General features: G+C 66.9%; 14 protein-coding genes. 5 read left to right on the forward strand and 9 right to left on the reverse strand.

Features of this window, described 5'->3' with window-relative positions:
- Positions 1-70 precede the first annotated feature (70 nt).
- The 3 genes from ASD94_RS15325 to ASD94_RS15335 all read right to left on the reverse strand — a co-directional run bounded on the left by ASD94_RS15325 (position 71) and on the right by ASD94_RS15335 (position 3,237).
- Complete coding sequence (locus ASD94_RS15325) at positions 71-997, reverse strand: DMT family transporter (protein ID WP_056644423.1); 927 nt, start codon at positions 995-997, stop codon at positions 71-73.
- Complete coding sequence (locus ASD94_RS15330) at positions 994-1,545, reverse strand: methylated-DNA--[protein]-cysteine S-methyltransferase (RefSeq protein WP_056644427.1); 552 nt, start codon at positions 1,543-1,545, stop codon at positions 994-996. The genes ASD94_RS15325 and ASD94_RS15330 overlap by 4 nt, the downstream gene beginning before the upstream one ends.
- A gap of 81 nt (positions 1,546-1,626) precedes the next feature.
- Entirely contained in the window at positions 1,627-3,237 is a 1,611-nt protein-coding gene (locus ASD94_RS15335; protein WP_056645063.1) for a DNA-3-methyladenine glycosylase 2 family protein, read from the reverse strand.
- Positions 3,238-3,405: 168 nt separating this feature from the next.
- Between ASD94_RS15335 and ASD94_RS15340 the strand changes: the two genes are divergently transcribed.
- Genes ASD94_RS15340 through ASD94_RS15350 form a run of 3 tightly spaced genes read left to right on the forward strand, consistent with a single transcriptional unit; the run spans position 3,406 to position 6,956 of the window.
- Positions 3,406-4,794, forward strand: coding sequence for a phosphomannomutase/phosphoglucomutase (locus ASD94_RS15340; protein WP_056644430.1), 1,389 nt, complete (start codon positions 3,406-3,408; stop codon positions 4,792-4,794).
- A gap of 18 nt (positions 4,795-4,812) precedes the next feature.
- Positions 4,813-5,592, forward strand: coding sequence for a carbon-nitrogen hydrolase family protein (locus ASD94_RS15345; protein WP_056644432.1), 780 nt, complete (start codon positions 4,813-4,815; stop codon positions 5,590-5,592).
- Positions 5,589-6,956: a 3-deoxy-D-manno-octulosonic acid transferase gene (locus tag ASD94_RS15350; protein ID WP_056644434.1), complete on the forward strand. Its 1,368-nt coding sequence runs from the start codon at positions 5,589-5,591 to the stop codon at positions 6,954-6,956. Before ASD94_RS15345 ends, ASD94_RS15350 begins: the two co-directional genes overlap by 4 nt.
- Positions 6,957-7,015: 59 nt before the next feature.
- On the opposite strand, the gene ASD94_RS15355 is transcribed toward ASD94_RS15350, so the two are convergent.
- The 6 genes from ASD94_RS15355 to ASD94_RS15380 form a co-directional block, all read right to left on the reverse strand.
- On the reverse strand, positions 7,016-8,350 hold the full coding sequence (locus ASD94_RS15355) for a TolC family outer membrane protein (protein ID WP_056644437.1): 1,335 nt from the start codon (positions 8,348-8,350) through the stop codon (positions 7,016-7,018).
- Between the two features lie 103 nt (positions 8,351-8,453).
- Complete coding sequence (locus ASD94_RS15360; RefSeq protein WP_055401749.1) at positions 8,454-8,807, reverse strand: rhodanese-like domain-containing protein; 354 nt, start codon at positions 8,805-8,807, stop codon at positions 8,454-8,456.
- A gap of 32 nt (positions 8,808-8,839) precedes the next feature.
- Complete coding sequence (locus tag ASD94_RS15365; protein ID WP_056644439.1) at positions 8,840-9,553, reverse strand: protein-L-isoaspartate O-methyltransferase; 714 nt, start codon at positions 9,551-9,553, stop codon at positions 8,840-8,842.
- A gap of 41 nt (positions 9,554-9,594) precedes the next feature.
- Entirely contained in the window at positions 9,595-12,777 is a 3,183-nt protein-coding gene (locus tag ASD94_RS15370) for an efflux RND transporter permease subunit (protein ID WP_056644443.1), read from the reverse strand.
- A 15-nt stretch (positions 12,778-12,792) separates the two neighbouring features.
- On the reverse strand, positions 12,793-13,986 hold the full coding sequence (locus ASD94_RS15375; protein ID WP_056644446.1) for an efflux RND transporter periplasmic adaptor subunit: 1,194 nt from the start codon (positions 13,984-13,986) through the stop codon (positions 12,793-12,795).
- A gap of 2 nt (positions 13,987-13,988) precedes the next feature.
- On the reverse strand, positions 13,989-14,756 hold the full coding sequence (locus ASD94_RS15380) for a TetR/AcrR family transcriptional regulator (protein WP_200954242.1): 768 nt from the start codon (positions 14,754-14,756) through the stop codon (positions 13,989-13,991).
- A gap of 233 nt (positions 14,757-14,989) precedes the next feature.
- Between ASD94_RS15380 and ASD94_RS15385 the strand changes: the two genes are divergently transcribed.
- Together ASD94_RS15385 and ASD94_RS15390 are read left to right on the forward strand one after the other, a co-directional pair.
- Positions 14,990-15,802, forward strand: coding sequence for a GntR family transcriptional regulator (locus ASD94_RS15385; protein WP_200954243.1), 813 nt, complete (start codon positions 14,990-14,992; stop codon positions 15,800-15,802).
- 46 nt (positions 15,803-15,848) lie between these two features.
- Entirely contained in the window at positions 15,849-17,051 is a 1,203-nt protein-coding gene (locus tag ASD94_RS15390; RefSeq protein ID WP_056644452.1) for an ABC transporter substrate-binding protein, read from the forward strand.
- Positions 17,052-17,059 lie beyond the last annotated feature (8 nt).

The following is a 17,059-nucleotide window of genomic DNA, read 5'->3' on the forward strand; positions in this document are numbered from 1 at the left end:
TGTCGCGACCTGTGCCGCATGGGGCCTTCCTCAGAAAGCATGCACCCGATAAAAAAACCATGTGTCAAGTTTAGGCCCGTTCTGAGGCGGGCCGGGCGGGCCACAGCGTCCTGATAAGTCCGGTTGACAACAAGGTGCCACACACGATCACCAGCGCGCAGCCCACCATCCACGGCGTGATGGTCTCGCCCAGGAAGAGTGTTCCATACAGCACGGCGAATACCGGGGTGATGAAAGTCACGGCCAGCGCGCGGCTGGGACCCGCGTGCTCAATGAGGCGAAAGTACAGGATGTAGGCGATGCCGGTGCACAGTACCGCAATGGCCACGATGGCGGCCCAGGCACGCGGGCCCGGCATCTGGGCCGGCCACAGCCACAACGTGGGCAGGGCCAGCCCGAGCGCGGCACCCAGCTGGCTGCCAGCAGCCGTGGCCAGGGGCGGCAGCCCCGTGAGGTGGCGCCGCGCGAAACTGGCCGACACGCCGTAGAACGCCGACGCCAGCAGGCACGCCGCAATGGCCCATTGGGCGTGGTCGGTCTTGAACCCGGTGCCGGCTGGCGCGCGCCAGGCCAGCAGGGCCACGCCCACAAAACCCAGTGCCAGCCCCACCCAGCGCAGGCGGTTGATGCGGTCGCCCAGCCACACCCAGGCGATCAGGGCACCAAACAGCGGCACGGTGGCGTTGAGGATCGAGGTCAGCCCCGTGGCAATGTGCAGCACCGCCCAGGAGAACAGCGAGAACGGAATCGCCGAGTTGATGACGCCCGCAAACAGGATGGGCCGCCAGTGCTGGCGCAGCGCGGGCCAGTGGCCCTGGCGCAGCATGATGGGCCACAGGAACACCGTGGCCAGCGTCACCCGCAGTCCGGCAGTGGGCAGGGGGCCAAAGTCGGACGCTCCCAGGCGCATGAACAGGAACGACGCGCCCCACAGTGCGGCCAGCAGGATGAATTCGCCGATCCAGGTCGAGACGGGCCGGGTGGCGGGGCTGTTCATGCGAAGGCCTTCATGGGGTGGGTTGGGGTGGCAAAAAGGGTTGCATTCTCCAGCGTCAGCAAAGCCCTCTTGCGATCGAGGCCGCCTGCATACCCCGTGAGGCTGCCATCGGTACCCAGCACGCGGTGGCAGGGCACCACCACGCTCACCGGGTTGCGGCCCACCGCCGCACCCACGGCCCGCACAGCGCTGGGGTTGCCCAGCTGGCGGCCCAGTGCGCCATAGCTGGTGGTCTGGCCCCGGGCAATCTGCAGCAGCGCATGCCACACCGATTGCTGAAAGGCCGTGCCACCCGACAGGTCCAGCGGCAAGTCGAAGTGCGGGCGTTGCCCGTCCAGGTACTGCTGCAGCTGGCGCGCAGCCTCTTGCAGCACGGGGTGGTTGCCTGGAGCGAAGGCCCAGGCACCGGGGCCATGCAACTGGGCGGTGGGCTCGTGGCGCTGGCCTTCAAACCAGACGCCCGACAGGCCCGTGGGCGAGGCGGCCAGCCGCACAGAGCCCAGCGGGGTATCTGCCCGTGCCTGCACGGTGAGGGGGTGAAACTGCATGCCGGAAGGTCTCCAGAGAGGTGGTGTGTCGGTTTTTTGAATGAAATTCGTGCCAGGTGCTGGTGTTGATTGCCTGGTTTGCTATTGTTTTTGAAGTGATTGTGTCTCGTTGGGCTGGGCAGATGCCGCCCCGGTGCCCCCGGAAGCCCAGGCACGCAGCACCGCGTAGCTGCGCCAGGGGCGCCAGGCTTGCGAAGCCTCTTGCGCTGCGCGTGCCGGGTTCTTGTGCTGCTGCACCCCCAGCGCCTTGTGCAGCGCCACATCACCGGCCGGGAAGGCGTCGGGCCAGCGCAGGACCCGCATGGCGATGTACTGCGCCGTCCAGTCGCCAATGCCGGGCAGGGCGCACAAGGCGGCGGTGGTGCTGGGCACGTCGGCGCCCGCATGCAAGGCCAGGGCGCCGCTGTCTACCGCGCGGGCCAGCGCCACGATGGCCGCCTGCCGCTGGCGCACGATGCCCAGCTGGCCCAAGGTGTCGCCGTCGGCGCGGGCCAGGGTGGCAGCCGTGGGGAACAGCCGGTGCAGCTCGGGCCAGGGCGTGGCGATGGGCTCGCCCAGCCGCTCCACCAGCCGCTGGCCCAGCGTGCGCGCAGCCGCCACGGTGATCTGCTGGCCCAGTACGGCGCGCACCGCCAGCTCGAACCCGTCAAACGCCCCCGGTACGCGCAGGCCGTCTCCGTCCGGGAAGTCCGGGTGCAGCACGGCGTTGATGGCGGCGGGGTCGGCGTCCAGGTCCAGCATGGCACGCACGCGGCGGATGACCAGCGGCAGCACGGGGTACAGGCTGTCGCTCGTCTGCAGCAGCACCTGGCGGCGCGCCACGTCAAAGCGGGCGTTCAGCCAGCCGGTGGTTTCTTGCGGCATGCCGGTACAGGCCGCTACGGAATGCCGGAGCCTCACGGTGCGGCGCAGGCCGGGGCCGTCCGCGCCCTGCACCACGCACTCCACGCCGTGGAACTGCCGCTTCTCAAAAAACGCCAGCAGCGCCGCCACGTCCAGTGGTGGGCGCCACGCCAGGCGCACGGCGCCGGTGCGCCCGGTGCTCGCTGCGGCGCCGCCAGCGCCGTTACGCCGCAACTGGGTGGGGTTGAGGCCGTAGTGGCCCACAAAGGCCGCATTGAACCGCCGCACGCTGGCAAACCCGCTGGCCAGTGCCACCTGCGTCACGGGCATGGTGGTGTCGGTGAGCAGCTGCTTGGCCGTGAGCAGCCGTCGCGTCTGCAGATATTGCAGGGGCGATACGCCCAGGGCTGCCTCAAAAATGCGGCGCAGATGCCGGTCGCTCACGCCCAGCCGCTCGGCCAGACGGGCCACGGTGGCGCTGCCCTCGCCGGGAGCCTCCGGTGTGGGCCAGAGGTCGGGTGCATCCAGCAGACGCACGGCTTGCTGCACCAGAATGCCGCTGGCGTCCTGCACCGACCACACCATCGCCTGGGGGGCCAGCTCGGGCCGGCAGCGCAGGCAGGGGCGAAACCCGGCGCTTTCGGCCTGGGCCGCCAGCGCAAAAAACCGGCAGTTCTCGCGCCGGGGCGTGCGCACGGCGCATACAGGGCGGCAGTAGATGCCGGTGGAGGTCACTCCGGTGAAAAAATGCCCGTCAAACCGCGCATCCCGCGCCTGCAGCGCCAGGTAGCGGCCTTCGTCGGAGGCCGCATTGGCGGTGGGGGTGGGGTGGGGGGCGTTCAGGGTCATGGGCCAGATCATAGGAGTCTGGCCCTGCGCTACTGGCCGTTTTCGGACCTATGCCTTCGGCCGCGACCGGAGGCCAAGCCGGGCGGGCCGCAAGGGCTGGAAAAAGCCCCAAGGGCGGCGCCTACAATGCAGCGGACTTTTCAACCCCACTGCGAAAGGCCCCCCTGCGTGCAACCGACACCCGCCATCTTCAAAGCCTATGACATCCGCGGCATCGTGCCGTCCACCCTGAACGAAGACGTTGCCCTGGGCCTGGGCCGGGCCTTTGGCACGGCAGCACGCGCCGAAGGGCAGACCACCGTGGCGGTGGGGCGGGATGGCCGCCTGTCAGGCCCCGCCATGTCGGCGGCGCTGATCCAGGGGCTGGTGGAGGCGGGCATCGAGGTGATCGACGTGGGCCTGGTCACCACACCCCTTCTGTACTTTGCGGCCAGCACGCTGTGCAACAGTGGCATCCAGGTCACGGGCAGCCACAACCCCAAGGACTACAACGGCTTCAAGATGGTGCTGAACGGTCGCGCCATCTATGGTGACGAAATTCAGGCCCTGCGCCGCACCATGGAGCAGGAAAGCTGGCAGCTGCTGCCTGGCGGCTCGGTGCGGCATGTGGATGTGCTGCCCACCTACCGCGAACGCATCGTGGGGGATGTGAAGCTGGCCCGCCCCCTCAAGATCGTGGTGGACTGCGGCAACGGCATTGCCGGCGCGTCGGCGCCCGCCATCTTCCGTGCGCTGGGCTGCGAGGTGACCGAACTGTTCTCGGAGGTGGACGGCAACTTTCCCAACCACCATCCCGACCCGAGCAAGCCCGAAAACCTGCGCGACCTGATCGAAGCCCTGAAGACCAGCGACGCTGAGCTGGGCCTGGCCTTTGACGGCGATGGCGACCGCCTGGGCATCGTGACCCGGGACGGCACCAACATCTTCCCCGACCGCCAGATGATGCTGTTTGCCCAGGACGTTCTGTCGCGTGTGCCCGGCGGCGAGATCATCTTTGACGTGAAGTGCACCCAGCGCCTGGCCCCCGCCATTGCGGCGGCCGGTGGCGTGCCCGTGATGTTCAAGACTGGCCACTCGCTCATCAAGGCGCGCATGAAGGAGACGAACTCTCCCCTCGGCGGCGAGATGAGCGGCCACATCTTCTTCAAGGAGCGCTGGTATGGCTTTGACGACGGCACCTATGCGGGTTGCCGCCTGCTGGAAATTTTGAGCCGCAGCAGTGATCCAAGCGCGGTGCTGAACGCGTTGCCCACCAGCTTCTCCACGCCCGAACTCAACGTGTCGTGTGCCGAGGGAGAACCACATCGCCTCACGGCCGAACTGCAAGCCCTGGCCGCAGAGGCCTTTGCTGCGCCTGCCGCCATCAGCACCATTGACGGCCTTCGCGTGGACTGGCCGGACGGTTTCGGCCTGATCCGCGCCAGCAACACCACGCCGGTGCTGGTGCTGCGCTTTGAAGGCCACACGCCCGAGGCGCTGGCCCGCATCGAGGCCGCCATGCTGGCGTTGCTGCACCGGGTCAAGCCGGATGCCCATGTGGGCGCGGCCAGCCACTGATTGCCAGCCCCCTGCACGATGCTTTCGCTCTCCACCCCTTTGTGCGTAGCTGCCGCCCAGACGCCGTCGGCGCCCGGAGACGTGCAGCGCAACCTGCAAATGCACCTGGCCTGCGTGCGGGCCGCTGCCCACCAGGGCGTGCAACTGCTGCAGTTCCCGGAGCTGTCGCTCATTGGGTATGAGCCGGCGTTGATGGCCGACCATGTGCTGACGGCAGACCACCCCGCGCTGGTTGCGCTGAGGCAGGCCGCGCAAAGCCACCATGTGGCCCTGGTGGTGGGCGCCCCGGCCGTACCCGAGGGGGAAGGCGCGCCGCCCGCCATCGGCGCCTGGCTGTTGGGGCCCGACGGCAGTGTGGCGCTGTACCGCAAGCGCCATCTGCACAGCAGCGAAGAGATATTTGCCAGCGCGGGCACGCAGGACGCTCAGGTGCAACTGATAGCGGGCGAGCCCACGGCACTGGCCGTGTGCGCTGACATCACCCACCCAGAGCATGCGCAGGCCGCCCGTGGCGCTGGCGCGGCCCTGTATGCGGCGGGCGTGCTGATTTCTGAGAAGGCCTACGCAGCGGAATCGACCATGCTGGAAGGCTACGCGCGCGACCACGACATGGCCGTGCTTGCAGCCAACTACAGCGGCACCTCGGGCGGCTACGTCAGTGCGGGCCGCAGTGCGTTCTGGGCGCCGGGTGGCCGCTGCGTGGCGGCCGCGCCCGATGACGCGCCCTGCATCGTCTGGGCGACGCGCAGCGACAGCGGCTGGGCGGGTGGTGTGCTCAGTCTGCCTGTGCCCGCATGAACGCCGCGCGGGCCCTGTATTCGCTGCTGACCTGGGGTGCCCAGCCGCTGCTGCGCCGCAAGCTGCGCCGCCGTGCGGTGGCGGAGCCCGGTTATGCCTATGCGGTGGGCGAGCGTTTTGGCCGGTACCCGACTCCCATTGACAGCCTGATGCCTCACAGCAGCAGCGACCCGCTCGGCCGGTTTGTGTGGGTGCATGCCGTGTCGCTGGGCGAAACCCGGGCGGCCGCCATCTTGCTGGCCCAGTTGCGCGAACAGTTGCCGGGCATGCGTCTGCTGCTCACCCACAGCACTGCCACAGGGCGGGCCGAGGGCGAAAAGTTGCTGCTGCCGGGCGACGTGCAGGTGTGGCAGCCCTGGGACACACCGGGCGCCGTGGGGCGGTTCCTGCGCAAGTTCCGTCCGGCCATCGGCGTCCTGATGGAAACCGAGGTGTGGCCCAACCTGGTGGCGGGTTGCCGGCAACGGCGCATTCCTCTGGTGCTGGCGAATGCGCGCTTCAACGAGATCTCACTGCGCAAGGCCGAGCGCCTGTCGGCCCTGGCGCGGCCTGCCTATGGCGGTTTGACAGCCGTCTGGGCGCAGACCCAGGAGGACGCTACGCGGCTCGCGGCCATCGGCGCGCCGGTGCGGGGTGTGCTGGGCAATCTCAAGTTCGATGTGGTGCCCGATGCGCAGCTGCTGGAGCGCGGTCACCAGTGGCGCGCTCGCACCGGCCGCCCGGTGGTCTTGCTGGCCAGCAGCCGCGAGGGCGAAGAGGCCATGTGGCTGGAGCAGATCCAGAAAATACGGCAAAACCCGCCTCAAGCGCTAGTGGAACAAGCCGAAGTTGCTATCAATAGTGAAGCAACCGGTGCGGAACAGTCTGCGGTTCAATGGCTGATCGTGCCGCGCCATCCGCAGCGGTTTGACGAGGTCCATCAGTTGCTGCAGCGCGCAGGCCTCTCGGTGTCGCGCCGCAGCACCTGGGCGGCAGCGCCTGTGGCTGCCGACGTGTGGCTGGGGGACTCGATCGGCGAAATGGCGCTGTACTACGGCCTCGCCGATGTGGCCTTGCTGGGCGGGAGTTTTGCCCCGCTGGGCGGCCAGAACCTGATCGAAGCCGCCGCCTGCGGTTGCCCCGTGGTGCTGGGCCCGCACACCTTCAACTTTGCCGAGGCGGCAGAACTGGCGTGCGCGGCAGGTGCCGCACAGCGGGTGCCCGACCTGGCGCAAGGGATGGCGCAGGCCACGGCACTGGCGCAGGATGCCCAAGCCCATCACGAGGCCAGCGAGCGCGCCACCCGGTTTGCGGCCACACACCGGGGTGCTGCACAGGCCACGGCCCGCGAGATTGTGGCGATGGTGCAGCCCGAGGGTGGCTGACCGGCCGGTTTCCGCAATTCATACACGGAATGCACCCAGGCGTGGGTGCAGCGCTAAAGCTATTTGACCAGCAGCGCGTTGACCGCTTCGATATCCTGCTGCGACAGCGTGCCGGCCGCCTGGCGCAGCTTGAGCCCGCCCAGCAGCACGTTGTAGCGGGCCTGGGCCAGGTCACGCTTGGTCTGGTAGAGCTGGCTCTGGGCGTTGAGCACGTCGATGTTGATGCGCACACCCACCTGGTAGCCCAGCTTGTTGGCGTCCAGCGCGCTCTGGCTGGAGGCTTCGGCCGCTTCGAGGGCCTGCACCTGGCCCTGGCCGGACTGCACGCCGTAGAACGCGGCACGCGTGGCCTGCGCCACATTGCGGCGGGCGGTCTCCAGGTCGGCCTCGGCCTTGGTTTCGAGGGCCAGGGTTTCCTTCACGCGGTTTTGCACGGCAAAGCCTGCAAACAACGGCAGGTTCAAGGCCACGCCCACGCTGGCCGCGTTGCTGCGGGAGGTGACGCCGGGCGAGGTGATGGTGCCGTGCAGGTTGCGCGTGACGTTGTAGCCCGCCTGTAGGTCCACCGTGGGCAGGTGGCCGGTTTCGGCCTTCTTGGTCTCCAGCCGCGCAATGTCCAGCGCGATGGCGGCCTGGCGCACGCCGGGCTGCTGGTCGCGGGCGGTATCCACCCAGGTGGCCAGGTTGTCGGGCAACACGCTGGGCAGTTGCACGGGCAGGGCCAGCGGCTGGGGCTTGGTGCCGGTGATGCCGACCAGTTGGTCCAGTGCCAGGCGTTTCACGCGCAGGTCGTTTTCAGCGGCAATCTCTTGGGCAATCACCAGGTCGTAACGGGCCTGGGCTTCGCGCGAATCGGTCACCGTGGTGGTGCCGACCTCGAAATTGCGTTTGGCGGCGGCCAGTTGCTCGGACACGGCCGCCTTCTGGGCTTGCACAAAGGCCAGGGTGTCTTGCGCCGCCAGCACATCGAAGTAGGCCTGGCTCACCCGCACGAGCAGGTCTTGCGTGGCCGCATCGAGCTGGGCCTGGGCCACGTCCACACCGCGCTGGCCTTGCTCCAGCGTGATGCGGTTGGCAGGGCGGTACAGCGGCTGCGACGCGTTGATGCCCACCGTCTGCGCCGTACCGGTGTTCTCGATCTTGGGTTTGCTCAGCTCCACGTTGGAGCGGTTGAGGCCGCCCGTCAGTGCAGCCGACGGCAGCAGTCCTGCACGCGCCTGGTCGGCACGGCGAGCTGCGGCGTCGAGTTGCGCACGCGCCGACTGCCAGGCCGTGTCGTAGCTGCGGGCCGATTCCATCAGCTGCAGCAGGCTTTGGGCCTGGGCGGGCGCGCACAGTGCCGCACCCAGCGCCAGGGGCAGGATGGACAGGGACAGGGGCCTAAACGGTGTCATCGGGGGGTCCTTCGGAAGAGTCTGCGAATCGAATCGGAGCGGGCATCAGCGGGCAGCACGGGGGCCACAGCGCGACAAGTGCGGTCCATCCACACCATGCGCGTCAGTAGCGCGGCACCGCCGGGTCGCTCTCGTGCGACCAGGCGTCGATGCCACCGGTGATATTGGCCAGATGCTCGAACCCGTGGTGCTGCAAGAACGAGGCCACTCGCAGGCTGCGGGCGCCGTGGTGGCACAGGCAGGCGATGGGACGCTGTGCCTGGCGAGCGGGCTCCAGCTCGGCCAACCGCGCGGGCAGCTCGCCCATGGGAATGGCCACCAGCTCAAACCCGTCGGCGCGCACGCTGGCGGTCTGCAGCTCCCAGGGTTCACGCACGTCCAGCACCAGGGGTTGGCTGCCTTCCGGGGCGGCGGCAAACCAGGCAGACAGCTGGGCGGGGCGGACGTGATCGATCATGCAAAACTCCGAAGACAACCGAAGGGCAGGGGTCAGAACGTGAAGCCAGAAGGCTCGGGGAAGTTCTCCAGGCGCGGCGCGATGGTGTCCCATGGCGCCGTGGTCTCAAAGCGGTCGCCGGTGCGGCGGGTCAGGGTGAAACGCATCACGGGCTCGCCGCCCACAATGGCGCCCAGGCGGCCACCGTCGCGCAGCAGGGCCAGCAGGTGGCTGGGCACCTCGGCCACGGAGCCGCTGAGGACGATCACGTCAAACGGACCGTCCGGGATCGCATCGCGGGCACCGTCGCCCTGGCGCACATCGGCGTTCTGCACGCCGGCATCGCGCAGGTTCTCGCGGGCCATTTCGGCCAGTTCTGCGTTGATTTCGAGCGACACCACGCGCTCTGCGCGGGCGGCCAGCAGGGCGGCCATGTAGCCCGAGCCTGCGCCGATCTCGAGCACGCGGTCGGTGGGCTTGATTTGCAGGTCTTGCAGGATGCGCGCTTCCACGCGGGGTTGCAGCATGCTGTGGCCCAGGCGCACGGCCTCTTCGGCGTCATCGCCCAGCAGGGGCACTTCGATGTCCATGAAGGCCAGGCTGCGGTAGGCCGGGGGCACAAAGTCTTCGCGGCGCACCACAGCCAGCAGGTCCAGCACATCGGCGTCGAGCACGTTCCAGGGACGGATCTGCTGCTCGATCATGTTGTAGCGGGCCTGTGCGACGGGGTCGCTGATGTTGGCGGACGTGTTCAGGGGCAGGTTCATGGGATTTCTCCGTGGGGCAGATGCAAGGCCGATCGGGGCGATCAGGACAAACCTTCGATTTTAGGCGCTGCCGGGGCGCGTCCCATCTTGCGAAGGGCCCACTGGGCCAAGTCGTCCATATAGCAATACACCACAGGCACCACCACCAGGGTCAACAGGGAAGACGTAATGACCCCACCGATCACCGCCTGGCCCATGGGCGCGCGCTGTTCCGCGCCTTCGGACAACGCGAACGCCAGCGGCACCATGCCGAAGATCATGGCCAGCGTGGTCATGAGGATGGGGCGCAGCCGCACCCGGGCCGCCAGCAGCAGCGCGTCGGCGCGGGGCAGGCCGGGCACGGTCTGCCCCTGGTCGTTCACATGCTCCTCACGGGCGCGGATCGCAAAGTCCACCAGCAAGATGGCGTTCTTGGTCACCAGACCCATGAGCATCACCACGCCGATGATCGAGAACATCGACAGCGTGGAGCGAAACATCATGAGCGCCAGTACCACGCCGATCAGCGTGAGCGGCAGCGAGGTCATGAGCGCCAGCGGCTGCAGGAAGCTCTTGAACTGGCTGGCCAGGATCATGTAAATGAAGATGATGGCCATGGCCAGCGCCGAGATGGCGTAGCCAAACGACTCGGCCATGTTCTTGGTGGAGCCGCCAAACTGGTACCGGTAGCCGGGCGGGAAGGTCACGGTGTCGAGTGCCTTCTTGATGTCGTTCGACACTTCACCCGCCGAGCGCTGGGATACGTTGGCGTTCACCGCCACTTCGCGGGTCAGGTCGCGCCGGTTGATTTGGTTGGCGCCGGTGGACTCGGTGACGCTGGCGACCTGGTTCAGGCGCACGATACGGGTCGTACCGTCGGCGGCGGCCAGGGCAAAGGGCAGGCGCTCCAGGTCGGCCGGGGCGGTGCGCGCCTCAGGGGCCAGGCGCACATTCACGTCATAGGTCTGGTCGTCGGGCGCGCGCCAGTTACCCACGGTGGTGCCTGCCACCAGCGTGCGCAGCGACGCTGCCATCGGCGCCACCGAAAGGCCCAGGTCGGACGCCACTTCGCGCTTCACGTCCAGCGCAATCACGGGCTTATCGGGCTTGGCGCTGGTGTCCAGGTCCACCAAGCCAGGGATGTCGCGGATCTTCTCTGTGACGATTTTGGTCAGACGCTCCAGCTCGCGCAGATCGGGCCCCTGCAGCGAAAACTCGACCTGTTTCTGGCCGCCCACGGCATCCAACAGCCCCACGTGGGTCACCGTTATGCCGGGCACGGTCTTGAGGCGCTCGCGCAGCACGTCGGACATCTGGTCCACGCTGCGGCTACGGTCCTTGCGGTCCACCAGCCGCACATAGATGCTGGCGTACATCTTGCCCTGGGCGTTGCCGGTATTGAGGGTGGACAGCGTGTAGCGCACTTCGGGCATCTCGCGCAGGATGGCCTCGACCTGCCTGGCCTTGGCCTCGGTAGCTTCGAGCGACGAGCCCACGGGGGTGTAGAAGTTCAGCGTAGTTTCAGAAAAGTCGGCCTTGGGCACGAACTCGGTGCCCAGCAGCGGCACCATGGCCACGCTCAGCACGAACACCGCCAGGGCAATCGCCATGGTGGCCAGCTTGTGCACCAGCGACCAGCGCAGGATGTGCTGATAGCCCTCGGCCAGCGCATCGGTGGCGCGGTCAAACCAGCCAGTGACGCGGCCAATGGTCTTGTCGTAGAAGGTGACGGGCGCCGTCTTGTGGCCGTGCGCATGGATGCTGGGGTCGTGCCAGATGCTCGACAGCATGGGGTCGAGCGTGAAGCTGACGAACATCGAGATCATCACCGCTGCGACGATGGTGATGCCAAATTCGTGGAAGAACTTGCCGATGATGCCGCCCATGAACCCGATGGGCATGAACACCGCCACGATGGACAGCGTGGTGGCCAGCACAGCCAGGCCGATCTCCTGCGTGCCGTCCATGGCGGCGGCGTAGGCGCCTTTGCCCATCTGCACATGGCGCACGATGTTTTCGCGTACCACGATCGCGTCGTCGATCAACAGGCCCACGCACAGTGACAACGCCATCAGCGTGATCATGTTGATGGTGAAGCCGAACATGTTCATGAACAAGAACGTGCCGATCAGCGCAATCGGCAGCGTCAGCCCGGTGATGACAGTGGAGCGCCAGGAGTTCAGGAACAGAAACACGATGAGCACGGTGAGGATGGCTCCCTCGATCAGCGTCTGGCGCACGTTGTTCACTGCCACGCGGATGGGGCGGGCGCTGTCGCCGATGGTTTCCAGCCGTACGCCGGGCGGCAGCTGGTTCTTCAGTTCCACCACCGCAGCATTCAGGCCATCGACCACCTCGATGGTGTTCTCGCCCTGCGACTTTTGCACCGACAGCAGCAGCGTGCGCTGGCCGTTGTAAAGCGCCAGGCTTTCCACCTCTTGCGCGCCGTCGTTGACGCGGGCGACCTGGTCCAGGCGCACCGGCGCACCGTTCTTGCGGGCGACGATGATCTTGCCGAAGTCCTCGGGCCGCTCCATGCGCGCGTCGATCTGCACTACGCGCTCCTGCGCCAGCGACCGGATCGCGCCCACGGGCAGGTCCTGGTTCTCATTGCGCACGGCATTGGCCACCTGGTCGGGCGTCGCGCCAAAGGCCTCCAGGGCCTGCGGATTCAGGTAGATATTGATCTCGCGCTTGGTGGCACCCACCAGGTTCACCGCGCCCACGCCACGCACGTTTTCCAGGCGCTTTTTCAGGATCTGCTCGGCCCAGGTGGTTAGTTCCACCGCGCTGCGATTTGATTTTTCGTCGGGCAGCACGGCCAGCGACCAGACGGCGCGGCTGGCGGGGTCAAAGCGCAACACGCGCGGCTCCTTGACCTCGGTGCGGAGCAGGGGGCGCACGGTGGCCACCTTTTCGCGCACGTCTTCGGCCGCCTTGCGCCCGTCGATGTGGAGCTGGAACTCGATGATGACCACAGCCGTGCCTTCATAGCTGCGGGAGGTGAGGGCGTTGATGCCAGCAATCGAGTTGACGCCTTCCTCGATCTTCTTGGTGACCTCGCTCTCGACGATTTCAGGCGATGCGCCCGGGTAGTCCACGGTGACCACCACCACCGGGAAGTCGATGTTGGGGAACTGATCGACCTTGAGGCGCTGGTAGGAGAACAGGCCCAGCACGACGATGGCGAGCATCACCATCGTGGCGAACACGGGGTTTTTGAGGCTGACTTTGGTGAACCACATGGCGCGTCAGCCCGCTCAGGGTGTCGTGCGCGAGGCAGCTTGCGCGGGCGCAGGCGCGGAGGCCTGGGGCACGACAGCGGCCTGCGCTGCGGTCACGGGCGTGCCTTCGCGCAGGGAGCCCATGCGGCCCGCAATGACGGTGGTGCCCACAGGCACGCCATCCACAGCCACCAGGGGCTGCCCGTTGACCACCGCGCGGGCGCCGGTCTGCACGGGTGCATAGTCCACGCGGCCGTCCTTGATGGTCTGCAGGTAGGGGGCTGGCTTGTCGGTGCGCACAGCGTCCAGCGGCACGGTCAGCACCTGGGCGCTGCCGGTGGTCAGCAGGCCTTGCACAAACAGGCCCTGGCGCAGGCTGGCGTTCTGGGAGGGCTGGTCCACCCGCAGATAGACCGGCACCGTGCGGCTGCCTGCTTGAGCACTGGGGTTGATTCGCACCACCGTTGCTTGCACCGGGGCCGCGGCGCCTTCGACAGTCAGTTGGGCCTTCTGGCCCACGCGCACGGCGACGGAATCGGCGGGGGCGAGCAGGGCTTCGAGTTCGAGGCGCGAAAGGTCCACCACTTCGAGAATGCGGGCGTCCACAGGCACCCGCTCGCCGGGCTGGGCGAGGCGCTGCGCGACCAAGCCGCTGATCGGGCTCTTGAGCACGGTGTCTTCCAGCGCCTTGCGGGCCACATCAGCCGCAGAGACGGCGGCCTGGTAGCTGGACTGGGCTGCCTCCAGGCTGGCCTGCGAAGTGACCAACGCTGTGGGGGAGATAAAGCCCTGGTCCACCAGTGCGCGGTTGTTGTTGTACTGGCGCTGGTTGATGTCCACCTGCGACTTGGCGGCATCGGCCTGCTGCTGGGCCTGGCGCAGGCGCGCGTGGGCTTCGGTGGGGTCGATCCGGGCCACTTCCTGGCCCGCTTTGACGGTATCGCCCTCGCGCAAGGTCAGGCCTTGCAGCTCGCCAGCCACACGGGCCTTCACCATGGCCGAGTCCACCGCCCGCAAGGAGCCTGATACCGGCACACCCAGCTGTAGTTGGGACGACTGCACAGTGACGACCTCATCGGCCGCCAGTTGCAGCGGTGCCTCGGCGCGCTGGGTGGATGCCTCGGCCAAAGCCTTTTGCTGCGCCTGCCGCGCCGCCATGGCGCGCCATACGCCGCCACCGAGCAGCACAACAACGATGGCCGCAGCCATCCAGGGAATCCAACGTTTCATGGTCAGGATGTGCGCGAGCGCTTGGAGGAGGGGGGGAGAGAAGAGGGGGAGGGCTGTGTGCCAGCCGACGGATCGTGACTGGCGCTCGTGCCTGCGGACGCCTCGGGGCGCACGCACAGGCCGTGGAGGATGTTGTCGGCCTGGGTCTCGATGTACTGCTCGGGCGTCATGTCCAGCGAGTCGGGCACGCAGGCGCCGAGCGAGTGCTTCCACAGCATCAGAAAGATCATGGGCGCCAGCACCAGGTACACGGCGTAGTCCAGGTTCACGGGGCGGAACTCGCCCCGGGCTATGCCGCGCTCCAGGATACGGCGCACCAGCGCCTGGCCCGGCAGAATGACTTCGTGCTGATAGAACTGGGCGATTTCGGGGAAGTTTTGCGCCTCGCTCAGCATCAGCTTGGTGATGCCGGACGCCTTGGTAGCGCCAATGCGCTCCCACCATACCTGGTAGCAATACCGCAGCACCTCACTGGTGGTGCCCACAAAGCTTTCCAGCTCGTCGTTCCACTCGGCAAAGCGCCCGCCGATGTTCTCGCGCACTACCGCCTTGAAGAGTTCTTCCTTGCTGGGGAAATACAGGAACAGCGTGCCCTTGGACACCCCGGCCCGCGCTGCCACCTCGTCCACCCGTGTGGCGGCAAACCCCTTCTCGACGAACAGGTCGAGCGCGGCCTCCAGCAGCTCTCCCGGGCGGGCTTCCTTGCGGCGCTCGCGTTTGGTGCTGGTGGCGGCTGTGGAGGGCGAAGGGGTAGGGGTCAAACCGGGCATTTTTAATGACTGACTGGTTAGTAATATAGCCAATGCCCGTTACAGCGTCAATGCGGCCTTGTCACACACATTGAAAAAGAGGGCTGGGTTCAGCTCAGGGCATTGCCTACCCACCGACGCTGGCACGGTGGTTGCGTGCGTGCGGTGCTGCGCACCGGCGCCGCAAATGTCCGCACGATGGCCGATTTGACAGTGAAATGTCTTATTGACAGGACATTAGAACTATTCCTAATATGACTCCCATGCCCTCCAACAATCTGCCTTTGCCCAAGTACCACCAGATCTATCTGGTGCTGCGCGAGCAGTTGCAGGAGGGCCGGTTTGCCGATGGCCTTCCGGGTGAAATGGCGTTGATGCGGCAATTCGCCGTGGCGCGGGTGACGGTGCGCCGTGCACTGGAGCTGCTGGAAGGCGAGGGCATGATCTCCCGCGAACCCGGCCGAGGCACCCGCCCGGTACCACCTGCTCCAGCCAGCACCGCTGGCGCAGGGGGCGATAGCGATATCAGCCGTGCGCACCTCACCGGTTTGCTGGAAAACCTGGTCAGCATGGGCCTGCGCACCTCGGTCAAGGTGCTGGATGTGGATACGGTCACGGCGTCCCGTGCCGTGGCCGGTGCGCTGAACATCGCGGTGGGCGACGCCGTGCAAAAAGCGGTGCGTGTGCGCAGCACCAAAGAGGGTCCGCTGTCCCATATCACCACTTATGTGCCCGCCGACATCGCCCGCCAGTTCGGACGGCGCGAGCTGGCGCGCAAACCCATTCTGGTGCTGCTCGAAGAATCCGGCGTGAAGGTGGGCCGTGCCCACCAGACCATTTCCGCCAAGCTGGCAGATGCTGTGGTGGCCCGGCACCTCGATGTGTCGGTGGGCTCGGCCCTGCTGGCCGTGCGCCGCCTCATTTATGACGACCAGGAGCGCCCGGTGCAATGGTTGCACGGGTTGTACCGGCCAGACCGCTACGAATACGAAATGCAGCTGTCCCGCGTGGGCAGCATCGATGCCAAGGTCTGGGTCAGCAAAGAGCTGTCGGCCCAGTTCCACTGACCCGATCCTCATCCCCTCACTAAAACCACCTGCCAGGAGAATGCCCATGAGTACTCGCCGCCATTTCATGTCCCAGTCGGCCGCCGCCGCGTCGGCGCTGGCCTTCCCCCTGGTGGGAGGGGCACAGGCCAAGGCCGTCAAGGTGGGGGTGCTGCACCCCGTGACTGGTGCACTGGCCTATTCGGGCCAGCAATGCCGTGAAGGCGCGATGATGGCCATCGAGGACATCAACAAGGCCGGCGGCATCAAGGCCCTGGGCGGCGCCAAGCTCGAAGCCCTGCTGGGCGATGCCCAGTCGCAGCCCCAGGCCGGTGCAGCCGAAGTGGAGAAGATGAACGAAGCGGGCGTTTCGGCCGTGGTGGGGGCATTTGCCTCGGCCATCTGCCTGGCCACCACGCAGGCCGCCGCCAAGTACAACCTGCCCCACATCGTGGATGTGGGCGTGGCGGACCAGATCGTGGAACGCGGCCTCAAGAACACCTTCCGCTTTGGCCCCGGCTACAAGAAGTGCGCCGAGACGGCCGTGGCCAACCTGCATGTGCTGAACACCGCCGCAGGCAAGCCTGCCAAGACGGTGATGATCATCCACGAGGAATCGCTCTTTGGAACCGGCACCGCGCAGTTGCTGGCGCGCGAGCTGCCCGGCTATGGCTACGAGGTCAAGGAGATCGTCAAACACGCGAACCCCACGCGTGACTTCAACAACATCGTGTTGCGCATGAAGGCGATCAACCCCGACATCGTCATCCCCGCCAACTACTACAACGAGTACGCGCTGCTGGTGCGCACCATGCAGCAGCAAAAGGTCACGCCCAAGGCCATCTATTCGGTGCTCGGCGGAGCGGCGTCGAGCTACAAGTTCGTCAAGGAGTTTCCGGACGCAGCCAACGGAATCATTGACTGCAACCACTGGTTCAACCCCAAGGACAAGCGCGCGCAGGACCTGAAGAAGCGTGTCGAAGCCAAGGGCCTGTTCTTCAGCTACGAGCTGTTCATGACCTACACCTCGATGTGGCTGCTGGCCGATGCGCTGGAGCGCGCCAAGTCGATGGACCGCGCGGCCCTCATCGACGCGCTGGAGAAGAGCACCTTTGCCGATCACATCATGCCGTACGGGCCCACCAAGTTCGTGGCCGGGCAGAACCAGGGCGCCCAGCCGCTGATGACCCAGGTGTTGAACAAAGACATCAAGGTAATCATCCCGCGCGACTACCGCGAAGCGGACCCGCTCTTCCCGCTGAAGGCCTGACACCCACC

It is taken from the genome of Acidovorax sp. Root70, assembly GCF_001428225.1.
Classification (GTDB): domain Bacteria; phylum Pseudomonadota; class Gammaproteobacteria; order Burkholderiales; family Burkholderiaceae_C; genus Acidovorax.